This is a genomic window from Streptomyces sp. NPDC031274, assembly GCF_055570235.1.
The window spans coordinates 1-22515 of record NZ_JBVIHP010000005.1; the positions used below are offsets into that span (position 1 = coordinate 1).

The 22515-nt window shown below is 68.0% G+C and carries 17 protein-coding genes; 8 read left to right on the forward strand and 9 right to left on the reverse strand.

The features are described 5' to 3' along the window. Positions 1–390 precede the first annotated feature (390 nt). The 3 genes from ACZ5CR_RS10045 to thyX form a co-directional block, all read right to left on the reverse strand. Positions 391–2076, reverse strand: a complete 1686-nt coding sequence (locus ACZ5CR_RS10045; protein ID WP_468855541.1) for a ribonuclease J — start codon at positions 2074–2076, stop codon at positions 391–393. A gap of 146 nt (positions 2077–2222) precedes the next feature. Next, positions 2223–3122, reverse strand: coding sequence for a 4-hydroxy-tetrahydrodipicolinate synthase (dapA, locus tag ACZ5CR_RS10050; RefSeq protein WP_468855543.1), 900 nt, complete (start codon positions 3120–3122; stop codon positions 2223–2225). A 211-nt stretch (positions 3123–3333) separates the two neighbouring features. After that, on the reverse strand, positions 3334–4074 hold the full coding sequence (gene thyX / locus ACZ5CR_RS10055) for an FAD-dependent thymidylate synthase (RefSeq protein WP_453538642.1): 741 nt from the start codon (positions 4072–4074) through the stop codon (positions 3334–3336). Positions 4075–4265: 191 nt separating this feature from the next. Between thyX and ACZ5CR_RS10060 the strand changes: the two genes are divergently transcribed. Continuing rightward, positions 4266–4505 (forward strand): hypothetical protein, encoded by a 240-nt coding sequence (locus ACZ5CR_RS10060; RefSeq protein ID WP_468855545.1) that lies wholly within the window; start codon positions 4266–4268, stop codon positions 4503–4505. A 144-nt stretch (positions 4506–4649) separates the two neighbouring features. Beyond that, complete coding sequence (locus ACZ5CR_RS10065; protein ID WP_468855548.1) at positions 4650–5210, forward strand: hypothetical protein; 561 nt, start codon at positions 4650–4652, stop codon at positions 5208–5210. Between the two features lies 1 nt (position 5211). Here ACZ5CR_RS10065 and ACZ5CR_RS10070 read toward each other — a convergent pair whose 3' ends face one another. The 5 genes from ACZ5CR_RS10070 to rpsO all read right to left on the reverse strand — a co-directional run bounded on the left by ACZ5CR_RS10070 (position 5212) and on the right by rpsO (position 10851). Next, on the reverse strand, positions 5212–5664 hold the full coding sequence (locus tag ACZ5CR_RS10070) for a hypothetical protein (protein ID WP_468855551.1): 453 nt from the start codon (positions 5662–5664) through the stop codon (positions 5212–5214). A gap of 30 nt (positions 5665–5694) precedes the next feature. After that, on the reverse strand, positions 5695–6447 hold the full coding sequence (dapB, locus tag ACZ5CR_RS10075; RefSeq protein ID WP_468855553.1) for a 4-hydroxy-tetrahydrodipicolinate reductase: 753 nt from the start codon (positions 6445–6447) through the stop codon (positions 5695–5697). A gap of 30 nt (positions 6448–6477) precedes the next feature. Then, positions 6478–7857: a M16 family metallopeptidase gene (locus ACZ5CR_RS10080; protein WP_468855554.1), complete on the reverse strand. Its 1380-nt coding sequence runs from the start codon at positions 7855–7857 to the stop codon at positions 6478–6480. After that, complete coding sequence (locus ACZ5CR_RS10085) at positions 7854–10070, reverse strand: polyribonucleotide nucleotidyltransferase (RefSeq protein ID WP_468855557.1); 2217 nt, start codon at positions 10068–10070, stop codon at positions 7854–7856. The genes ACZ5CR_RS10080 and ACZ5CR_RS10085 overlap by 4 nt, the downstream gene beginning before the upstream one ends. 493 nt (positions 10071–10563) lie before the next feature. Then, complete coding sequence (gene rpsO / locus ACZ5CR_RS10090; protein WP_383273224.1) at positions 10564–10851, reverse strand: 30S ribosomal protein S15; 288 nt, start codon at positions 10849–10851, stop codon at positions 10564–10566. A gap of 334 nt (positions 10852–11185) precedes the next feature. Here rpsO and ACZ5CR_RS10095 point away from each other — a divergent pair, with 334 nt between their 5' ends. Next, positions 11186–11515, forward strand: coding sequence for a DUF397 domain-containing protein (locus tag ACZ5CR_RS10095; RefSeq protein ID WP_468855559.1), 330 nt, complete (start codon positions 11186–11188; stop codon positions 11513–11515). Positions 11516–11673: 158 nt separating this feature from the next. Here ACZ5CR_RS10095 and ACZ5CR_RS10100 read toward each other — a convergent pair whose 3' ends face one another. Then, positions 11674–13158, reverse strand: coding sequence for an outer membrane protein assembly factor BamB family protein (locus tag ACZ5CR_RS10100; RefSeq protein ID WP_468855561.1), 1485 nt, complete (start codon positions 13156–13158; stop codon positions 11674–11676). A gap of 567 nt (positions 13159–13725) precedes the next feature. Here ACZ5CR_RS10100 and ACZ5CR_RS10105 point away from each other — a divergent pair. From ACZ5CR_RS10105 to ACZ5CR_RS10125, 5 genes are all read left to right on the forward strand, one after another. Next, positions 13726–17121 carry an SCO5717 family growth-regulating ATPase gene (locus ACZ5CR_RS10105; protein ID WP_468855563.1) on the forward strand — a complete coding sequence of 1132 codons (3396 nt, stop codon included), beginning with the start codon at positions 13726–13728 and terminating at the stop codon, positions 17119–17121. 389 nt (positions 17122–17510) lie between these two features. Further along, positions 17511–19400 carry an ABC transporter substrate-binding protein gene (locus ACZ5CR_RS10110; protein ID WP_468855564.1) on the forward strand — a complete coding sequence of 630 codons (1890 nt, stop codon included), beginning with the start codon at positions 17511–17513 and terminating at the stop codon, positions 19398–19400. Between the two features lie 3 nt (positions 19401–19403). Beyond that, positions 19404–20486: an ABC transporter permease gene (locus tag ACZ5CR_RS10115; protein ID WP_468855566.1), complete on the forward strand. Its 1083-nt coding sequence runs from the start codon at positions 19404–19406 to the stop codon at positions 20484–20486. After that, the gene (locus tag ACZ5CR_RS10120; RefSeq protein ID WP_468855569.1) at positions 20483–21430 is read left to right on the forward strand and encodes an ABC transporter permease; all 948 of its coding nucleotides are present in this window, start codon (positions 20483–20485) and stop codon (positions 21428–21430) included. The genes ACZ5CR_RS10115 and ACZ5CR_RS10120 overlap by 4 nt, the downstream gene beginning before the upstream one ends. Continuing rightward, positions 21427–22476 (forward strand): ABC transporter ATP-binding protein, encoded by a 1050-nt coding sequence (locus ACZ5CR_RS10125; protein ID WP_468855571.1) that lies wholly within the window; start codon positions 21427–21429, stop codon positions 22474–22476. The genes ACZ5CR_RS10120 and ACZ5CR_RS10125 overlap by 4 nt, the downstream gene beginning before the upstream one ends. Positions 22477–22515: the final 39 nt, after the last annotated feature.

The following is a 22515-nucleotide window of genomic DNA, read 5'->3' on the forward strand; positions in this document are numbered from 1 at the left end:
CTGGCGTTGACTTTTGGCACGCTGTTGAGTTCTCAAGGAACGGACGCTTCCTTTGTACTCACCCTCTCGGGCTTTCCTCCGGGCGCTTCCCTTCGGTGTTTCATTTTGTTCTTGCTGTTCTTGCGTTTCCGACTCTATCAGACTCTTTCGTGTCCGATTTTCCTCGGTGCCTTTCAGGTTTCCGCTCCGGCCTTTCGGCTTTCGCGTTTCCCTTTCCGGCGGCTCCGACTTTATCAGAGATTCTGAGTCGGAATTTCCCCGCCCTGTTTGGGTTGCTCCGGGCACGTGAGTGCGGGGTGCTTCCCGTTCAGGCGGAGACGTAAACGTACTGGAGCGGGGCTCCCCGATGCAAATCGAGGCGCCCCGCTCCGGAACTGACGCAGTGTCGGGTCAGACCTCGACGACCACGGGAAGGATCATCGGGCGTCGGCGGTAGTTGTCCGAGACCCACTTGCCCAGCGTGCGGCGGATGAGTTGCTGCAGCTGGTGGGGCTCTACGACGCCGTCCTGGGCCGACTTCTCCAGGACCTCCTGGACCCTCGGCATGACCGCCGAGAAGGCCGAGTCCTCGATGCCCGAGCCGCGGGCCTGGATGTGCGGGCCCCCGGTGATCTTGCCGGTGCTGGAGTCCACCACTACGAAGACCGAGATGATGCCCTCGTCCCCGAGGATCCTGCGGTCCTTCAGCGCGGGCTCGCCGACATCGCCCACGGAGAGGCCGTCCACGTACACGTATCCCGCCTGGACCTTGCCGACGATCTTCGCCTTGCCCTCGACGAGGTCGACGACGACGCCGTCCTCGGCGATCACGATGCGGTCGTGCGGGACGCCGGTGAGGGCGCCCAGCTCGGCGTTGGCACGCAGGTGGCGCCATTCGCCGTGCACCGGCATCAGGTTCTTGGGCTTGCAGATGTTGTAGAAGTACAGGAGCTCGCCGGCCGACGCGTGGCCGGAGACGTGCACCTTGGCGTTGCCCTTGTGGACGACGTTCGCGCCCCAGCGGGTCAGGCCGTTGATCACGCGGTAGACCGCGTTCTCGTTGCCGGGGATCAGCGACGACGCCAGGATCACCGTGTCGCCCTGGACGATGCGGATCTGGTGGTCGCGGTTGGCCATCCGGGAGAGGGCGGCCATCGGCTCACCCTGCGAGCCCGTGCAGACGAGCACGACCTGGCTGTCGGGCAGATCGTCGAGCGTCTTGACGTCGACCACCAGGCCCGGCGGCACCTTCAGATAACCGAGGTCCCTCGCGATGCCCATGTTGCGGACCATCGAGCGGCCCACGAAGGCGACCCTGCGGCCGTACTCGTGCGCCGCGTCCAGGATCTGCTGGATGCGGTGGACGTGGCTGGCGAAGCTCGCGACGATGATCCGCTTCTGGGCACCGGCGAAGACGCCCCGGATCACGTTCGAGATGTCGCGCTCCGGCGGGACGAAGCCCGGGACCTCGGCGTTCGTCGAGTCGGAGAGAAGGAGGTCGATGCCCTCCTCGCTCAGTCGCGCGAACGCGTGCAGGTCGGTGAGGCGGCCGTCCATCGGCAGCTGGTCCATCTTGAAGTCGCCGGTGGCGACGACCATGCCCGCGGGGGTGCGGACGGCGACGGCCAGGGCGTCCGGGATGGAGTGGTTGACCGCGACGAATTCACAGTCGAACGGGCCAAGACGCTCGCGGTCGCCCTCGACGACCTCGAGCGTGTAGGGGCGGATGCGGTGCTCCTGGAGCTTCGCCTCGATGAGCGCGAGGGTCAGCTTGGAGCCGATCAGCGGGATGTCCGGCTTCTCGCGAAGGAGATAGGGGACACCGCCGATGTGGTCCTCGTGGCCGTGCGTGAGCACGATGCCGTCGATGTCGTCGAGGCGGTCCCTGATGGACGTGAAGTCCGGCAGGATCAGGTCGATTCCGGGCTGCTCCTCCTCGGGGAAGAGCACTCCGCAGTCGACGATCAGCAGGCGACCGTTGTACTCGAAGACGGTCATGTTGCGGCCGATCTCGCCGAGGCCGCCGAGCGGGGTGACCCGCAGGCCGCCCTTCGGGAGCTTCGGCGGGGCGCCGAGTTCAGGATGCGGATGACTCAAAAGACTCTCCTCACCACACGCGCCACGTACCTCCAGGGCACGTGGCGCGCATGACGTTCGTGCAGTAGCAGTTGTTTGGTGTGGGTGCAGGACCGTGTCAGTCGGTGTCCCGCGGTGTTTCGCGTATTCAGTTGTGAAGTCTGTGGTTAGAGCTGTACCCCGCCGGCGGCGAGATCGATCTTGAGCTGGGCCGTCTCGTCGGGCGACAGTTCGACCAGGGGCAGCCGCAGCGGGCCCGCGGGGCGGCCCTGCAGGGTGAGCGCCGCCTTGGTGGTGATCACGCCCTGCGTGCGGAACATGCCGGTGAAGACCGGGAGTAGCTTCTGGTGGATCTCGGTGGCCTTCTGCACGTCTCCCGTGGAGTACGCGTCGAGCATCGCGCGCAGTTCCGGGGTGACCACGTGGCTCACGACGGAGACGAAGCCGCAGGCGCCCACGGAGAGCAGCGGGAGGTTCAGCATGTCGTCGCCGGAGTACCAGGCCAGGCCGGAGCGGGCGATGGCCCAGCTGGCGCGGCCGAGGTCGCCCTTGGCGTCCTTGTTGGCGACGATCCGCGGGTGCTGGGCGAGGCGCACGATCGTCTCGGTATTGATCGGTACGCCACTGCGGCCGGGGATGTCGTAGAGCATGACCGGCAGCTCGGTGCTGTCGGCGATCGCGGTGAAGTGCCGGAGCAGGCCCTCTTGCGGGGGCTTGTTGTAGTACGGCGTGACCGTCAGGAGGCCGTGGGCGCCTACACGAGCCGCGTCACGGGCGAGCTCGATGCTGTGGCGGGTGTCGTTCGTGCCGACGCCCGCGACGACATGGGCCCGGTCTCCGACCGCTTCCACCACTGCTCGTACGAGCTCGGCTTTCTCCGCGTTACTGGTGGTCGGGGACTCACCAGTGGTGCCGTTGATGACGAGGCCGTCGTTGCCTGCGTCCACCAAGTGGGCGGCGAGCCGCTGCGCGCCGTCGAGGTCAAGTGCGCCGTCCGCCGTAAAGGGCGTGACCATGGCGGTGAGGACCCTCCCGAAGGGGGTCTGCGGAGTGGAGGTCGGAGCCATGGGTAACACGCTACTCGCTGCTCAACGCGTGGTCCCCCCTCGGGGGATGTGTGCGGACCTGACAAGTGAGGAGCCCGGCACTGCCTGCTCGGGGGTTCAAGCAGTGCCGGGTCCGTTTGATCAGGCTAGATGAACTTCCCGAAATGCCGCAATACGGACACCTCGCTCAGCCCACCCGTACATCAGTGCCTTACGGAGCCACACGAGCGCCTTACGGAGCCACACGTCCATTGCCGTTGAAGGCCGCGTGCGTGAGGGGCATGAGCTTGGCCCAGTGCTCCTCCATCTTCTCGCCGACCATCTCGATCTCCCGCTGCGGGAAGGACGGGACCTTGGCGAGCTCGTGCTGCGTACGCAGGCCGAGGAAGTGCATCAGCGAACGGGCGTTGCACGTCGCGTACATCGACGAGAAGAGGCCGACCGGCAGGACCGCGCGGGCGACCTCGCGGGCGACGCCTGCGGCGAGCATCTCCTGGTAGGCCTCGTACGCCTTGACGTACGAGTCCTCCATGACGCGGGTCGTGAGCTCCTGCTGGGCCTGGGTGCCCTCCACGAAGACGTACTTCCCGGGGCGGCCTTCCTGGACCAGCTTGCGGGACTCGTCGGGGACGTAGAACGTCGGCTCGAGCTCCCTGTAGCGGCCCGATTCCTCGTTGTACGACCAGCCGACGCGGTGCCGCATGAACTCGCGGAAGACGAAGATCGGGGCGCTGATGAAGAACGTCATCGAGTTGTGCTCGAAGGGGCTGCCGTGGCGGTCCCGCATCAGGTAGTTGATCAGGCCCTTCGAGCGCTCCGGGTCCTTCTGGAGCTCCTCAAGGGACTGCTCACCGGCAGTGGAGACGCGGGCGGCCCACAGGACGTCGGAGTCGGTCGCGGCATGCTTCACCAGCTCGACGGTGACCTCGCTGCGGAAGCTGGGCTTGAGGTCTTCGGTGGGGGTCTCGCTCACTGGCGGGGGTCCTTCCATGTGCATCACTCGGGCGGCGCCCACTCTATGGCCCGGCACTGACAATCGGCCGTTCGGTGTCTCGCCACGACAATCTTCGGCGAATTTGGCGAAACCGGGCACCATTTGGGTCTTTCGAGCGTCTGTATAGACAACAGAGTTACGTTCGAGTCGCGTGAGGAGAAGCGCACCCCATGTTCCGTCGGCGCGAGCCCGTCCCGTTCGCCTTCATCGCCGAAGCCGACCAGTTCCGCAGCAATGTCACTCCCCCACCCCGAGAGCGCCCGTCGACCTCTCAGGTCGTGGGCCGCACCCTGGTCGGCCTGGTCGTGGTCGCCGGACTCGCGGGTTCCCTGCTGGTCGGCGTGCCCGCCCTGTCGCCCGAGCAGTCACCCGCACAGACCCAGCAGTCCGAAGCCGCGAACGGTCGATGACGACCCCAGCAGGCCCCTGACTCTCCCCCACTGCCCCAAAGGCGTGGGAGGCACCCCCTTGGCCCCCCAAGGGTGGTCGGCCGGAGCCGGGCTCGGTAGCCTCACCGGGCACAGCCCGTGCGTGGATCGAGTGAGGATTCAGTCGTGCCCCTGCCCTTCCTGACGGCGGACCGCGCCTTTGACGAGACGGCGGACGACGTCGCGCTGCCGTTCGACGACCGCGACCACTGGCGCCGGCCCTACCGGCCGGGCCCGTGGCGGGTGGGAGCGGCCGCGCTGCTTCTGCTGCTCGCCGCGTTCGTCCTCGTCGCCGCCGTGATCATCGCGTTCGCGGACTCGCTGGCGGGTGCCGCGATCTGCGCGGGACTCGCGGTGGCCGTCATCGTGAGCGCGCTGCGGCTGCTGCGGATGGGCACCTGGGTGAGCGCACACGGGTTGCGTCGGGTGGCTTTCCTGACGACGCAGACCGTGCCGTGGGCGCAGGTCGTGACGGTGCGTACGACGCAGCAGCCCGTGCGGTGGCTCGGGCTGCCCCGCACCGTGCAGGGGCAGGCGCTCATCCTCGTACAGCGCGATCAGCGGGCCGGGGGCCAGTCTCCGTTGCTCACCGACCGCAATGCCGACTTCCTGGCCCGGCACGCGGCCTTCAACCGGGCGGCCGACTCCATCGAGGTGTGGGCCGACGAGTACCGGCCCACCGCCTGAGTCAGGCGTTCACCGGCCGACCGGCATGCAGCGCGATCGCGCGCTGCATCGCCTGTCGCGCGCGCGGGGTGTCCCGGGCGTCGTGATAGGCGACGGCGAGGCGGAACCAGCACCGCCAGTCGTCCGGTGAGTCCTCGGTCTCGGCCTTGCGCCGCGCGAAGACCTCGTCGGCCGAGTCGCGGTCGATGCGGCCGCCGGGCGTGCGCTTCAACTCGTCGACGGGCAGGCCGCCTTCGGCTTCAAGAACCGCGGCGAGGCGGTTGGCGCGCTGGACGAACTGGGTGTTCTTCCAGAGGAACCAGACGCCGATGAACGGCAGGATGAGCACCGCCACACCGAACGTGATGGTGAGGGCGGTGCCGTGCTGTATCAGGAGCACGCCGCGGCTGCCGACCAGGACGAAGTAGACGACCAGAACGGCAGCCGTGACGGCGTAAGTGATCTTTGCTCGCATGAGGGTCAGTTCAGCTCGGTTCGGCCCGCGTCAGTTCAGGTCCAGGAAGTGTTCCAGGCCGAAGGTCAGGCCCGGAGTGCTCACCACCCGCCGTACGCCGAGCAGGATGCCCGGCATGAAGCTGCTGTGGTGCAGCGAGTCGTGCCGGACGGTGAGGGTCTCGCCCTCACCTCCGAGCAGCACCTCCTGGTGCGCCAGGAGGCCGCGCAGGCGCACGGAGTGCACCGGCACGCCGTCGACGTCCGCGCCGCGGGCGCCGTCCAGCGCCGTCGAGGTGGCGTCGGGCTGCGGGGCGCTGCCCGCCTCCCTGCGGGCCTCGGCGATGAGCTGGGCGGTGCGGGTGGCGGTGCCGCTGGGGGCGTCGGCCTTGTTCGGGTGGTGCAGCTCGACGACCTCGACGGACTCGAAGTACGGCGCCGCGATCTGCGCGAACTTCATGGTGAGGACAGCGCCGATGGAGAAGTTCGGGGCGATCAGGACGCCCGTCTTCGGCGATGCGGCCAGCGAGGCCTCCAGCTGCGCGACGCGCTCGTCCGTCCAGCCCGTCGTACCGACCACGGCGTGGATGCCGTGCCGCACGCAGAAGTCCAGGTTGCCCATCACCGCGTCGGGGTTGGTCAGTTCGACCACGACCTGGGCGCCGGTCTCCACCAGCGTGTCCAGCGAGTCGCCCCGGCCGAGGGCGGCGACCAGTTCCAGGTCGTCGGCGGCTTCGACGGCTCGGACGGCCTCGGAGCCGATCCGGCCCTTGGCTCCGACGACCGCCACGCGCAGCTTGCTCATGTGCCTGATTCCTTAAGGGGTTTAAGGGGTTTAGGAGACCGCGTCGTGCAGACGGGCGGCCTGCTTGTCCTTGAGCGGGCCGATGGCCGAGAGCGACGGACGGTGGCCGAGGACATCGCGGGCGACCTCACGGACGTCGTCCGGGGTGACCGCCGCGATCCTGGCCAGCATGTCGTCGACCGACATCTGTTCGCCCCAGCACAGTTCGCTCTTGCCGATACGGTTCATCAGCGCGCCGGTGTCCTCGAGGCCGAGGACGGTGGAGCCCGCGAGCTGGCCGATCGCACGGCCGATCTCGTCGTCGCTCAGGCCGTTCTGCGCGACCTGGTCGAGTTCGTCGCGGCAGATCTTCAGTACGTCGTGCACCTGGCTCGGACGGCAGCCCGCGTACACACCGAAGAGGCCGGTGTCGGCGAAGCCCGACGTGTACGAGTACACGCTGTAGGCCAGGCCGCGCTTCTCCCTGACCTCCTGGAAGAGGCGGGACGACATGCCGCCGCCCAGGGCGGTGTTCAGGACGCCCATGGCCCAGCGGCGCTCGTCCGTGCGGGCCAGGCCCGGCATGCCGAGGATGACGTGGGCCTGCTCGGTCTTGCGGTTGATGACCTCGACGCGGCCCGCCGTGCGCAGGGCGCGTGAACCCTGGCGCGGGATGACCGGCGTCGCGTCGGTGCGGTGGAGGGCGCCTGCCTTCTCGAAGGCGGCACGGACCTGACGTACGACCTTGTTGTGGTCGACGTTGCCCGCGGCCGCGACGACCAGATGGGTCGGGTCGTAGTGCTTCTTGTAGAAGCGGCGGATCCGGTCCGCGTTGAGGGCGTTGACCGTCTCCTCGGTGCCCAGGACGGGGCGGCCGAGAGGGGTGTCGCCGAGCATCGTGTGCGCGAACAGATCGTGCACGCAGTCGCCCGGGTCGTCCTCGGTCATCGCGATCTCTTCGAGGATGACGCCGCGCTCGGCGTCGACGTCCTCCTGGAGGATCAGGGAGCCCGTCAGCATGTCGCAGACGACGTCGATGGCGAGCGGCAGGTCGGTGTCGAGCACGCGTGCGTAGTAGCACGTGTACTCCTTGGCCGTGAAGGCGTTCATCTCGCCGCCGACCGCGTCGAGCGCGGCCGAGATGTCGAGGGCGCTGCGCTTCTTGGTGCCCTTGAAGAGCAGGTGCTCCAAGTAGTGCGTGGCGCCGTTCAGGGCCGGCGTCTCGTCGCGGGATCCGACGTTCGCCCAGATCCCGAAGGTCGCCGAGCGTACGGAGGGCAGGGTCTCGGTGACGACGCGCAGGCCGCCCGGCAGTGTCGTACGGCGGACCGTGCCGATGCCGTCCTTGCCCTTGAGGAGGGTTTGGGTACGGGCGACGGCCCGCCCCTCCGAAGAGGGGCGGGCCGTCGTCGTGGTGCTACTCGACGTCACTTGTCGGTGTCGTCCTTCGTCTCGTCGCCCTCTTCGCCCTCGACCACGGGGATGAGGGAGAGCTTGCCGCGGGAGTCGATCTCGGCGATCTCGACCTGGACCTTCTGGCCCACGCCGACGACGTCCTCGACGTTCTCCACGCGCTTGCCGCCGGCGAGCTTGCGGATCTGCGAGATGTGCAGCAGACCGTCCTTGCCCGGCATCAGGGACACGAACGCACCGAAGGTGGTGGTCTTGACGACCGTACCCAGGTAGCGCTCGCCGACCTCCGGCATGGTCGGGTTGGCGATGCCGTTGATCGTGGCACGGGCGGCCTCGGCCTGCGAGCCCTGCGCGGCACCGATGTAGATGGTGCCGTCGTCCTCGATCGTGATGTCGGCGCCGGTGTCCTCCTGGATCTGGTTGATCATCTTGCCCTTCGGGCCGATGACCTCACCGATCTTGTCCACCGGGATCTTGACGGTGATGATGCGCGGCGCGTTCGGGGACATCTCGTCCGGAACGTCGATCGCCTCGTTCATCACGTCGAGGATGTGCAGACGCGCGTCGCGGGCCTGCTTCAGCGCGGCGGCCAGGACCGAGGCGGGGATGCCGTCGAGCTTGGTGTCGAGCTGGAGCGCGGTCACGAACTGCTTCGTACCGGCGACCTTGAAGTCCATGTCACCGAACGCGTCCTCCGCACCGAGGATGTCGGTGAGGGCGACGTAGTGCGTCTGGCCGTCGATCTCCTGGGAGATCAGACCCATGGCGATACCGGCGACGGCGGCCTTCAGCGGCACACCAGCGTTGAGCAGCGACATCGTGGAGGCGCAGACCGAGCCCATGGACGTCGAGCCGTTCGAACCGAGGGCCTCGGAGACCTGACGGATCGCGTACGGGAAGTCCTCGCGCGAGGGGAGCACCGGCACGATCGCGCGCTCGGCGAGCGCGCCGTGGCCGATCTCGCGGCGCTTGGGCGAACCGACGCGGCCGGTCTCGCCGACCGAGTACGGCGGGAAGTTGTAGTTGTGCATGTAGCGCTTGCGCGTCACCGGCGAGAGGGTGTCGAGCTGCTGCTCCATGCGGAGCATGTTGAGGGTGGTGACGCCCAGGATCTGGGTCTCGCCACGCTCGAACAGCGCCGAACCGTGCACGCGCGGGATGGCCTCGACCTCGGCGGCGAGCGTACGGATGTCCGTGACGCCACGGCCGTCGATGCGGACCTTGTCCTTGATGACGCGCTCGCGGACCAGCTTCTTGGTCAGCGCGCGGTAGGCACCGGAGATCTCCTTCTCGCGGCCCTCGAACTGCGGGAGCAGCTTCTCGGAGGCGATCTCCTTGACGCGGTCGAGCTCGGCCTCGCGCTCCTGCTTGCCGGCGATGGTCAGGGCCTGCGAGAGCTCCGACTTCACGGCGGCCGTCAGGGCCTCAAGGACGTCGTCCTGGTAGTCCAGGAAGACCGGGAACTCGCCGGTGGGCTTGGCGGCCTTGGCGGCGAGGTCCGACTGGGCCTTGCAGAGCGCCTTGATGAAGGGCTTCGCGGCCTCGAGACCGGCGGCGACGACCTCCTCCGTGGGGGCCTCCGCGCCGTCCTTGACGAGCTGGATGGTCTTCTCGGTGGCCTCGGCCTCGACCATCATGATCGCGACGTCGCCGTCCTCGAGGACGCGACCGGCGACGACCATGTCGAAGACGGCGTCCTCGAGCTCGGTGTGCGTCGGGAAGGCGACCCACTGGCCCTTGATGAGCGCCACGCGCGTGCCGCCGATCGGGCCCGAGAAGGGCAGGCCGGCCAGCTGCGTGGAGCAGGAGGCGGCGTTGATCGCGACCACGTCGTACAGGTGGTCGGGGTTGAGCGCCATGATCGTCTCGACGATCTGGATCTCGTTGCGCAGGCCCTTCTTGAAGGAAGGACGCAGCGGGCGGTCGATCAGGCGGCAGGTCAGGATCGCGTCCTCGGAGGGGCGACCCTCACGACGGAAGAACGAACCGGGGATCTTGCCGGCGGCGTACTGCCGCTCCTCGACGTCCACCGTGAGGGGGAAGAAGTCGAGCTGGTCCTTGGGCCGCTTGGAAGCGGTGGTGGCCGACAGCACCATGGTGTCGTCGTCCAGGTACGCGACGGCGGAGCCTGCGGCCTGCTTGGCCAGGCGGCCCGTCTCGAAGCGGATGGTGCGGGTGCCGAAAGTGCCGTTGTCGATAACAGCCTCGGCGTAGTGGGTCTCGTTCTCCACTAGTGAATTCTCCGTTACTTGTCGTCTTTCGTCCCTGGGCCCGTGTGGCACGGGGACGGTGCGGAGAAGTGCCCTCTGGTGCGGGCCGGTCTTCGATCGAAGCACCCGGGCGGTACTCGATGGCTCGATGCTCGAGTTCTCCTCGACGCTCAAGCTCTCCCTGTACCCCGGGGGCCACTACCGAGGACCGGCGGCGGCTTTCCTGGAGGTGCGCTTCTCCTCGTTCGGTGTGACGTCGTCTCGTCGCCATGTGCGACGCCGTTACGTCGTTGGACCGTGCAGTCCGATTCTGCCCAGTCCGATATGAGTGTGCGTATGACGTTGTGCTACCAGACTACAAAGCGCCGGTGACACTTCGCACGTAGAGCACGTGTCCATCACGTAGAGCATGCATGCATGACGTAGAGCCCGCATGCCTCACGTACGGCACGTTTGCGCATACAGCAAAGGGAGCGATCCCCTCTTGCGTGGGAACCGCCCCCTTCACGATGTCTTACTTAGCGCCCGCCGCACCGCGACGGATGCCCAGCCGGTCCACCAGCGCACGGAAGCGCTTGATGTCCTTGCGGGCCAGGTACTGCAGCAGACGGCGACGCTGACCGACCAGGATCAGCAGACCACGACGGGAGTGGTGGTCGTGCTTGTGGGTCTTGAGGTGCTCGGTCAGGTCCGAGATACGGCGCGAGAGCATGGCGACCTGGACCTCGGGGGAGCCGGTGTCGCCCTCCTTCTGGCCGAACTCGGTCATGATCTGCTTCTTCGTAGCGGCGTCGAGCGACACGCTTACTCCTCGTAGTCTTTTCGTGGCCACCGAGTGCCCCTGGTCTCAATCTCAGGGGAGCTTCCGTAACTCGGGAGGCGTGGTCCGCTGGGGGCTGCCTTCAGATCCTGGTCCTTGGTCGGAGTCTCGATGAGTCTCGACCTCGGGGGTCTGGGGGCGCGTACACATACGGCCGTTAGACAGGGTACCAGTGCGGCCGGGACAGCCCGCACGGCGGTGCTCTTTACCGCATCCACCCCCACAAGTGTGCACGTGATCCGATACCCGGTATCCCGCCGCGGCCCGCCAGTACGCTGAGCCGACAGTTCGTTCGCACGGGAGGGGTCCGCGCACCATGGCCGAGGCAGAGGGCAAGACAGAGGGCAAGAGCGCCCAGGCTCAGGACGAGGACGTCGCAGCACGCAAGGAGCGGGAGAAGAACGAGCTCTACGCTCTCGACATCTCCGGCGTGAAGTGGCACAGCGCGCCGGGCACCGAGGCGCACGAGGAGCGGGTCGAGATCGCGTACCTGCCGGACGGCGCCGTGGCCATGCGGTCGTCGATCGAGCCCGAGACGGTGCTGCGGTACACCGAGGCGGAGTGGCGGGCCTTTGTGCTCGGAGCTAGGGACGGGGAATTCGATCTGGAGTCGGCGCCGCGCGACGGCAGCCGGGCTGCGGGCTGACCCCTCTCCCCCGGAGTCGCGCTCACGCCGTCGTCCGAGCGGACCTCCGGAGTTCCGGTGGATCTCCGGGGTCCCCGCGCATCTCCGGAGTCCCCGTGCATCTCCGGAGTTCCCGTGCATCTCCGGAGTTCCCGTGCATCTCCGGAGTTCCAGTGGATCTACCGCTTCGCTCCCTCGATGCCGACGACCAGCCACGACCATTCCTTCTTCTTCTCGGCACTGGGCCCTGTCGCGTGCCTGCTGCCGAAGAAGATCCGCCCGTTCTGGACCACGATGTCGCTCAGTTCGAGATCGGCGAGCGTCCACCCTTCAAGGGGCAGGCCGAAGAAGAAGTAAGGGGTCTCCTTGGCGGTCCGTGGATTCAGGCTCACCACTCCCATGGGTGTGATGCGGTCGCTGCTCTCCCGGTACGCAAGGAGCTGGTCCCCGCTCATCCGCAGAGGGTAGAGCAACTGGTCACTCCCCGACTCGAACTTCTTGACGGTCTTGCCCGTCGCGAGGTCGAAGGACACGATGCGATTGGCGTTGTTGACCATGTCGCCATGCGGGTCCTCGCGGCTCATGACGAAGACCTGGTCGTCACTGACCACCGTCGAGGGGCAGCTGTCGACCGCGTCGAAGCCCGTCGCGGTCTCGCAATCGACGACGTAATGACCACCTTCGAGCCCGATGGTCGCGCGCCGCTTACCGCGGTCGTCGAGCGAGATCAGGCGCGTCGCCTGGATGTCACCTGCGGCAGGAGCGATGACCGCGGGCTCGGCGGACAGCAGATTGACACCCTTGACTCCATCGGCGACCCGGTACGTCCACTTCGCGTCGCCGGTTCGGGGGTTCAGCTTCTGCACCTGGTACGTCGTGGTCTTGGTGTGGACGCAGTCCAAGAGCATGAGCAGGCCGCGCCCACCCGCCAGGCCGCTGTGCTCGCAGCCTGAGACGCGGGCCTTCTTCCACAGGCGGTGCCCTGTGTCCATGTCGTACGCCGACGAGCCGTTGCCCCACGTCACGGCGACCGTGCCACGAGTCATCGACACGCTCGTCGGATCCTGTCCGAACACGGTCCTGGACGTCGGGAACTCCTTGTCCCAGACCTTTTCACCCGTGTCGATGTCGACGAAGGCCACGTGATCGCACGGTGCTTCGGGATCGTTCTTGGACCTGTGGAGCACCGCGGTGCGGGCTTCCACGGTCACGTGACGGGTGAGCCCGCAGATGGGGCCGGCGAGCGGCGTACGCCAGGTCTCGTCGCCCGTGGAGGCGTCTTTGCCGATCTTGAAGCCCACGAGCGTTCTGTTGATGCCCTTGGCGAGGATCTTGTCCGTCGCCCAGGTGCCCGGCGTCTCGTACTCCTCGCCGGGGCTCATGTCGTCGACCGAGAACCGGAAGGCCATCTGGCCCCTCGTGGTCGCGGGCCGCTCCTCGACCGTCTCCCTGACGTCCAGTCGGCCCTGCGGTGCGGCCTCCGGCTTGTCGTCGTCGGGTGTCGAGCCGCCGGTCCCGAGCCAGAGGAGCCCGCCGCCGGTGCACAGCACCGCGACGAGGACGGCGGTCAGGACGCCGATCAGCCGTCTTCGACGAATCCTGCGGGCTCCGTCCGCCGCCAGCGTGGACTGGGTGAAGGAAGAAGGAGGCGGGCCGAAGCTCACGTCGTGAGGTCCTTGTCTACATCTATGGAGGGGCAAGGGTGCATGGACATCTACCTGAGGACGGGGGGGAGCAAATGATCGATCGTACGTCGAGGCGCAAGCCGTCGATCCACCGCGAGGGCGGAACCATGAGCAACGCCGTTCCGTGGAGCGGGAGTTCCGGGGCTTCGCGCGTGAGCGCTTTAGCGACCCGGGGCACGTTAGGCGCAGGTCACGGACACCGAGACCGGATTGTTGGGTACGGCGCGGAAGGTGGACCCAGCGACGGGTGACGTCGGGCAGCCTCGTGAATTGACGGCCTCTTGTCGCTTGTTGAGGGATTTGTCCGTCATGGTTTCGGATACGTGGATCACTCTCGTGGGGAGCGTGACGGAAAGGACAGCATTCGTGGGGTGGGCTGCCCTGCCGTGCTGGTGGTTTTGGTGATTAGGCTGGTACTGGGCGCGACGCCAGAACCCGCGAGTGGGTGGTGCGCGTCCCCAACGGGGAGAGCCAAGGCGGATCGGACGACAGGAACGGTCGCCCCCCACCACGGCACGAGGGTGCTCGACCACACCAGGAGGCATTGTGAACAGCGATCGGGACGAGATCCGCGGGGGCTGGGACACACCCGTCGATGATCAGTCCGACGCGGAGTCCGCTGCCGAGACGACGGGCGAGTTCACCATCGACTACGCCCCTCCTGCCTGGTACACGCAGAATGCGTCCGGCAGTGCGGGGGAGACCCCTTCGGCGTCGCCTGCGTCTCCGTCGGCCTCCTCGCCTGCCACTCCACCCATCCCTCCGCCCGCGGCTGCGGATGAGCCGGTTACTCCTCCCGTTGCTCCTGAGCCTCCGGCTCCGTCGGTCGGGCGGCCCACCGCTGTGCCGAAGCTGCCTGTGGGGAGCGGGTTCCAGCCTCAGACGGACTGGGCTGCGCCGGTTGCTCCCGCGCCCACGTTCACGCCTGCTCCGGCCTCCCCTCCTGAAGCTTCCCCCTCTCCGGCTCCGGCTGCTCCTGAGGGCGCTTCGCCTTCGGGCGGTGCTGCCGACTGGAGCGGTGCTGTTGCTGGTGTCGCCTCCTCCGTGCATGTGACCGGTGTTGTTCCGAAGCCTGAGGTTGCGCCTGAAGTCGCGCCTGAGCCTGAGGCTGAGGTTGCTCCTGAGCCGGAGGTCGAGCCGGAGCCTGCGCCCGCGCCTCCCGCTTCGGTCGCGCCCATCGCTGAGCCCGTTGCCGACAGCAGTGGCGATCTTGAGAGTGGCGCCACCATGCGGTTCTCGGCTGTCGCCCTGAAGCGGGAGATCGAGGAGCGGGCCGCCGCGGAAGCTCCGCGGGGCGATGCCGAAACCGCGGAAGCGGCAGACGCGGATGCCTCGGACGAGGTTGATGACTCGGTCGCCGAGCCGTCTGTTGTCGCCGAGAGCGACCTCTCCTCCAACGACGGCGATGACAGCCGCGACGACGGCGACGTTTCTGCCGCCGACGATGTGAGCGTCGACTCTGCCGATGAGATCTCGGGCCTTGTTGGTGCGGACGCCGACGATTCCGATGATGTCGACGGCGCCGATGCCGCCGACGCCGTCGATGAGATCGGCGATGTCGCCCCTCAGGACGCTGCGCCTGATGCGCCCGTCGATGACGTGCAGGACTCCGTTCCGCCCTCCTGGACTCCGCCGCCCGCGCCGCACAGTGGGCTTCCGCCGCTGCCGCCCGCCTTCCAGCCCGCAGCGCCCACGTCGGCGCCGCAGTGGCCCGTGCCTGTTCAGGCCTCGATGCCGCCGACCGCGGAGCCGACGCCTGCCGCCGAGCCCGTACAGCCGCCTGTGCCGCAGCAGGCCGAGTCGGCGCCTGAGCCCGCGCCTGCACCTGCACCTGCGCCCGTTCAGCCGCCTGCTCCTCAGATCGCGCCTCCGGCGTGGCCCTCGCCCACCGGTCCGGTGGCTCCGTCACCGGTCACGCCCACGCCCGCGCCTACTGCTGACGCTCCGGTGCCGCCGAGTGGGTACGGGTTCCCCCAGCAAGGTGCGCCTGCCCCACAAGCGCCCGTTCCGCCTGCCGGGTACGGGTTCCCGCAGGCCGGTCCTTCTGCGCCTGGTCCCTCCGCCCCTCCGCAGCAGGGTAGTTACGGGTTCCCTCAGCAGGGTGCCGCCCCGGTGCCGCCGACCGGGTACGGATTCCCGCAGCAAGGCGCTCCCGCTCCGGCCAACCCCAACTCCCCTGCCCCGCAGGGTAGTTACGGCTTCCCCCAGTCGCCCGCACCCCAGGCCCAGCAGCCTCTTCCGGCCCAGCAGCAGCCCCAAGCTCAACCGCAGCCCCAGCCGCCTGCCCCTGTACAGCCGCAGCCCCAGCACCAGCAACCTCAGCAGCAGCCGTTTCCGGCTCAGCAGCAGCCCCAAGCTCAGCCCCAGCCGCAGCCGCAGGCACAGCCCCCGGCTCAGCCTCAGCCGCCCATCGACCCCCGCACCGGTGCCGCCTGGCCGCAGGCCGTGCAGCACGATCAGCGGGAGCGGACCAACCCCGGGGCGCCGCTCGGTTACACCGCCGCCGTCGAGCTCTCCTCCGACCGGCTGCTTCGCAACAACAAGCCGAAGGCCAAGAGCAGTCGGCCCGCTGCCGGTGGGTCCCGGTTCAAGCTCGGCGGCAAGAAGGAAGAGGCCGAGCGGCAGCGGAAGTTGGAGCTCATCCGGACTCCCGTGCTGTCCTGCTATCGCATCGCCGTCATCAGCTTGAAGGGTGGTGTCGGTAAGACCACGACCACCACCGCGCTCGGCTCTACGCTCGCCACCGAGCGGCAGGACAAGATCCTCGCCATCGACGCCAACCCCGACGCGGGCACCCTCGGGCGCCGCGTGCGCCGCGAGACCGGGGCCACCATCCGTGACCTCGTCCAGGCGATCCCGTACCTCAACTCGTACATGGACATCCGGCGCTTCACCTCGCAGGCCGCGTCCGGGCTCGAGATCATCGCCAATGACGTCGATCCGGCGGTGTCGACCACGTTCAACGACGAGGACTACCGACGCGCGATCGACGTACTCGGCAAGCAGTACCCGATCATCCTGACCGACTCGGGTACGGGGTTGCTCTACAGCGCCATGCGGGGCGTTCTCGATCTCGCCGATCAGCTGATCATCATTTCCACGCCGTCCGTGGATGGCGCCAGCAGTGCGTCCACCACCTTGGACTGGCTGTCGGCCCATGGGTACGCCGATCTTGTCTCGCGGTCGATCACTGTCATCTCCGGGGTACGGGAGACCGGGAAGATGATCAAGGTTGATGACATCGTGTCGCACTTCGAGACGCGGTGCCGGGGCGTTGTCGTCATTCCGTTCGATGAGCATCTTGCTGCGGGTGCCGAGGTTGATCTCGACATGATGCGGCCGAAGGTGCGGGAGGCGTACTTCAACCTCTCCGCGATGGTCGCGGAGGACTTTGTGCGGGCTCAGCAGCAGCAGGGGCTCTGGACTTCCGACGGGAATCCGCCTCCGGTCGTGGCTCCGCCGCTGCCAGGGCAGGGGGGGTATCCCGGGCAGCAGGTTCCTGGAGGACAGGGGCAGCAGACGCCCCCGCCTGGGCAGCAGCCGTACGGTGGGCAGGCACCCCAGCCTGGGCAGGCACCCCAGCCTGGGCAGGCACCCCAGCAGCCCTACGCTCCCCAGCAGCCCTACGCTCCTCAGCCTCAGCCGCCGCAGCAACAACAGCCCCAGCCGCAGCCCGGCGGGCAGCCGTATCCGCAGCAGCCAGGGGCTCCGCAGGGGTGGCAGAACGCCGCCCCTCCGCAGGCGCCTGCGGCTCCGGGGCCGGGGCAGCCGCTCCAGGCGCCTGCGCCTCAGGGACAGCCTCAGCCGGGGCAGATGCCTCCCGGTCAGCCTCAGGGCGGGCAGGCGCCGCCGCCCGTTCAGCCTGGGCAGCCGTTCCAGCCCGGAGCGCCGTATCAGCCGCCGCAGCAGCAGCCTCCGGCGCCGGAAACGCCGCAGCAGTAGCCTCCGCCTGTTCCAACTGGGCCCGCACCGACTCCTGGTGCGGGCCCAGTCCCGTTCCCCGGCGTCCCGCAGTCTCCGCTGACGAACAGACTTTCCCGTCCACCCACCCGATTTCCCCGCAGCCTCACCAAGCACCGAGCAAGCAACCCCGCAGCTCAACACTCCCCACCTGCCCCTCCCCCCACCATCACCCCCCGACCAGCCACGCTTCACAGGTCTTGACCAATGCGGATGAAATACGGGTCAACTCGTTATTTCCGCAGGCCACATAGGGTTCACCTGCCGTTGACTGACGCAGACTGGCGCTGGTAGACACACACATCAACCAGCTGGCGTTCCTTGATCAACTAGCCATCTCTGCGCGAGCGATGACGCGAGGTCACCGACCCATGGATACACAAGATCAGCACGGCAGAACACGGTCTCACCCCACCCCGAAGGCAGCCAAGAAGGCGCCCGCGCGCCTCCGTCTCGTCCTGGCCGCCTCAGTCGGCGCCCTCGCCCTGACGGCAGGCCTCGCCACCCCCCTCAACGTGGCGCCCCAACAGGCCGAGGCCAAGGCGGACGGCAAGCAGACCCTCACCGTCGCGGTGGCCCAGAGCGTCGACTCCCTCAGCCCCTTCCTCGCCCAGCGGCTGCTCAGCACCAGCATCCACCGCCTGACGTACGAGTACCTGACGAACTACGACGCCAAGGACAACCACGCGATCCCGGGCTTCGCCACCAAGTGGGAGCCCTCCGCGGACAAGCTGACCTGGACGTACACCATCCGGGACAACTCGAAGTGGTCGGACGGCAAGAAGGCGACCGCCGAGGACGCCTCCTGGACGTTCAACAAGCTGATGTCCAAGGAAGGCACCGCCACCTCGAACTCCGGCTTCGTCGCCAACTTCGAGAAGGTGACCGCTCCCAGCGCCACCAAGCTGGTCATCAAGCTGAAGAAGCCGCAGGCCACCATGGCCGCGCTCGACGTGCCGATCGTCCCGAAGCACGTGTGGGAGAAGGTCGGCGACATCAGCAAGTTCAACAACGACAAGACCTTCCCCATGGTCGGCAACGGACCCTTCATCCTCACCGACTACAAGACCGACCAGTACGTGAAGCTGAAGGCCAACAAGGACTTCTGGCGCGGTTCGCCCAAGTTCGACGAGCTGGTCTTCAAGACGTACAAGGACCAGGACGCGGCCGTCGCGGCGCTCAAGAAGGGCGAGGTCTCCTTCGTGGCCGGCCAGCCCGCCCTCACCCCGGCGCAGGCATCCGAGCTCAAGGGCACCGAGAACGTCAAGGTGAACGACGGGCCCGGGCGGCGCTTCTTCGCGCTCGCCACCAACCCCGGCGCCCAGACCCGCGACCGCAAAAAGTTCGGTGACGGCAACAAGGCCCTCCTGGACAAGAGGGTGCGCCAAGCGCTCTTCCTCTCCGTCGACCGTCAGGCGCTGGTCGACAAGGTCTTCCAGGGGCAGGCCGTCGAGGGCGAGGGGTACATCCCGCCCCGCTTCTCCGAGTACGCCTGGAAGCCATCGGCCGACCAGAAGCTGTCGTACGACCCCAAGAAGGCGGCCCAACTCCTCGACGAGGCGGGCTACAAGAAGAACAGCGACGGCAAGCGCGTCGGCAAGAACGGCAAGCCACTCGACTTCCGCATCCTGTGCCACGCCACCGACCCGAACGACAAGGCCGTGGGCAAGTACCTCAAGGAGTGGTGGGGGGATCTTGGGATCGGGCTCAAGGTCAACTGCCTCGATGACGTGTCCGTGCCCTGGTACGCGGGTGAGTACGATCTCGCCTTCGACGGCTGGTCGGTCAACCCCGACCCCGACTTCGTCCTCGGCATCCACGCCTGCAACGCGCTCCCGGTGAAGGCCAAGGAGAGCGCCGCGACGGACAACTTCATCTGCGACAAGAAGTACGACGAGCTCTACAACAAGCAGCTGGCCGAGTACGACCCGGCCAAGCGCGCGAAGACCGTCAAGGAGATGCAGTCCTGGCTCTACGACTCCGGGTACATGAACATCCTGGCGTACCCGAACGCCGTAGAGGCCTACCGCACCGACCAGATCAAGTCCATCACCACCATGCCGACGGCCGCGGGCAACATCTACGGCCAGGACGGTTACTGGTCCTGGTGGTCAGCGGTGCCCGCGGATGGGAAGAGTTCCTCCAAGGATGGAAGCTCGACCGGTGTCATCATCGGTATCGCCGCCGCCGCGGTGGTGCTCGTCGGCGGTGGAGTCCTGTTCGCCCTGCGCCGCCGTTCGACCGCAGAGGACCGCGAGTAACGCATGACCGCTGACAGCAATCCCGCACTGCTCGACACCGAGGGCGCCGCGGCGACCGACGATCCGGTATTCGCCGGACCGTCGGCCCGCGGCCCCCGGGCCCGGAACACCCGCGCCTATCTCCTGTACGTGGCGGGCAAGCTGGGCGGCGCCGCCGTCTCGCTGTTCGCCGTCCTCGTCACCAGCTTCTTCCTGTTCCGCCTGATCCCGGGCGACCCGGTGAAGCAGATGACGGGCGGAAAGCGCGTATCGGCCGAACAGCTGGCCGCGATGCGCAAGGAGTTCGGCCTCGACCAGCCGGTCATGACGCAGTTCTTCGACTACTGCGGCAAAGCGCTGACCGGCGACTTCGGCACCTCCTACCAGTTCCACACGCCGGTGATGGACAAGATCACCGACGCGCTGCCCGCGACGCTCCTGCTCACCGGCACCGCGTTCGTGCTCTACACCCTCATCGGCATCTGGCTCGGCACCCGCACGGCCTGGCGCAACGGACAGCTCGGGGACCGCGTCCACACGGGCCTCGCGCTCACCCTCTACTCCGTGCCGTCCTTCTGGCTCGGGCTCCTGCTCATCATCACCTTCTCGGTCGGGGTCGGCCCCATCCCCGGGCTCTTCCCGACCGGCGGACTCGAATCGGGGGGTGAGACGGGCGTCGCGTACGTCCTCGACGTCGCACACCACATGGTGCTCCCCGTCATCACCCTGGTGGCGGTCGGATACGCGCAGACACTCCTCGTCATGCGCTCGTCCCTCCTCGACGAGATGGGGAGCGACTATCTGACGACCGCCCGCGCCAAGGGGCTGCGGGACGATCTCGTACGTCGCCGCCATGCCGTCCCCAACGCGATGCTGCCCACCGTCACGCTGATGTTCGTGAACCTCGGCACGGTGGTGGCGGGCGCGATCCTCGTCGAGACCGTCTTCTCCTGGCCCGGGCTCGGCGGGCTCTTCTACGCCGCGCTCAGCGTGCCGGACCTGCCCCTCGTCCAAGGCCTGTTCTTCATCTTCTCCGCCGCGGTGATCCTGATGAACACCCTGGCCGACGTGATCTATCCGTTGCTCGATCCCCGGGTGGGCCGATGACGACCGAATCCGCACCGACCACCCCGCCGACCGCCCAGCCGACGGCCCCGCTGAAGAGCGCGCGGTCCCTCGCCTGGGCCCGCAGGCGGCACTCGGCCGCCCGTTTCTGGCGTGAGTACCGCACCCACAAGGCCGGGCTCTTCGGGCTTGTCGCACTCGTCCTGATCACGCTCGTCGCCGTCTTCGCACCGCTCCTCGTCGGCTCGGACGCGCAGAGCGTGACCGACGCGCCGGGCAAGCCCATGGAGTCACCGAGCGGCGAATTCCCCCTCGGCACCGATCAGTTCGGGCGCGATCTGCTCGGGCTCCTGGTGTACGGCGCACGGATGTCGTTGACCGTCGGGCTGCTCGCCGCCGTCCTCTCGGTGACCATCGGCACCCTCGTGGGGATCACCGCAGGGCACTTCAAGGGCTGGTACTCCACCGTCATCATGCGCGTCACCGACTGGTTCCTCGTGATGCCGACGCTGGTGCTCGCCATCGCGCTCGCCGCGGTGATGTCCGGATCGATCTGGACGATCATCCTGGCGATCGGCGTGACGACCTGGCCGACGACCGCGCGCCTGGTCCGCGCCCAGACACTGGCGGTGGAGTCGCGCCCGTACATCGAGCGCGCACAGGCGCTCGGCGGCGGCCACGGCCACATCATGACCCGGCACGTCCTGCCCAACGTCATGCCGCTCGTCCTCGCGCAGACCACCCTCGTCATCTCCAACGCCATCCTCACCGAGGCGACGCTCGCCTTCCTTGGCCTCGGCGACCCCACGGGCGTCTCCTGGGGCGGGCTGCTCCAGGACGCGCGCGAGGCGGGCGCGGTCAGTGCGGGCGACTGGTGGTACCTCGCTCCGCCCGGACTCGCCATCGCCGTCGTGGCACTCGCGTTCACGCTGTGCGGGCGCGCCGTGGAGTCCGTGCTCAACCCCAGGCTGGGGGTCTCCCGTTGAGCAGCTCGACCGAAGTGACGGAGACGGAGACCCAGGTGACGGAACAGCGCCTCCTCGACGTAAGAAATCTCGAAGTGACGTACGCGTCAGGGGCGGCCGCCGTGCGCGGCGTGAACCTCTCGGTCGACGCGGGCCAGAAGCTCGGCGTCGCGGGCGAGTCCGGCTGCGGCAAGTCGACGCTCGCCCTTGCGCTGCTGCGGCTGCTGCCCGCCGGTACGAAGGTGACCGGCGAGGTCCTGCTCGACGGCGAGGACGTCCTCGCCATGAAGTGGGGTCAGGTCCGGGCGGTCCGCTGGGCGGGCGCGTCGATCGTCTTCCAGGGCGCGATGCACTCGCTCAACGCCGTGCACCGCATCGGGGACCAGATCACCGAGCCGATCCTGCTGCACAAGAAGGCGACACCGGCGGGCGCGCGGAAGAAGGCCGGGGAGCTGCTCGAACAGGTGGGTCTGCCCGCCGCTCGTGCGGAGGCGTATCCGCACGAGCTTTCGGGCGGTCAGCGTCAGCGCGTGATGATCGCGATGGCGCTCGCCTGCGATCCGCGCCTGATCATCGCCGACGAGCCGACGACCGCCCTGGACGTGATGATCCAGGCGCAGATCCTGCGTCTGATCGAACAGCTGGTGGCCGAGCAGGACCTGGGCCTGATCATGATCAGCCATGACCTCGCGGTGCTCTCCGACACCTGCGACCGGCTCGCGGTGATGTACGCGGGCCGCGTCGTGGAGGAGGGCCCGGCCTCCGAGGTCTACGAGAACGCCCGGCATCCGTACGGAAAGGCCCTGTCCGCCGCCTTCCCGCGCATCGGCGACACGGCGTCCCGCTTCGCGCCGCGCGGCCTGCCCGGCGACCCGCCCGACCCCTCCGCGCTCCCCACGGGCTGCACGTTCCACCCGCGCTGCGAGGTCGCCCTTGACTCCTGCACCACGGAGGACCAGGCGCTGCGGGACGCGGGTCCGCGGCACCGCGCGGCATGCGTGCACGCGGGCGCGCAGCTTCCGGCGCAGCCGACATCGGCACCGACGACGGCGGAGCGGACGCCGTGAGCCCCGCGAGCCCTACGCGTCCCCGACAGATCAAGCACC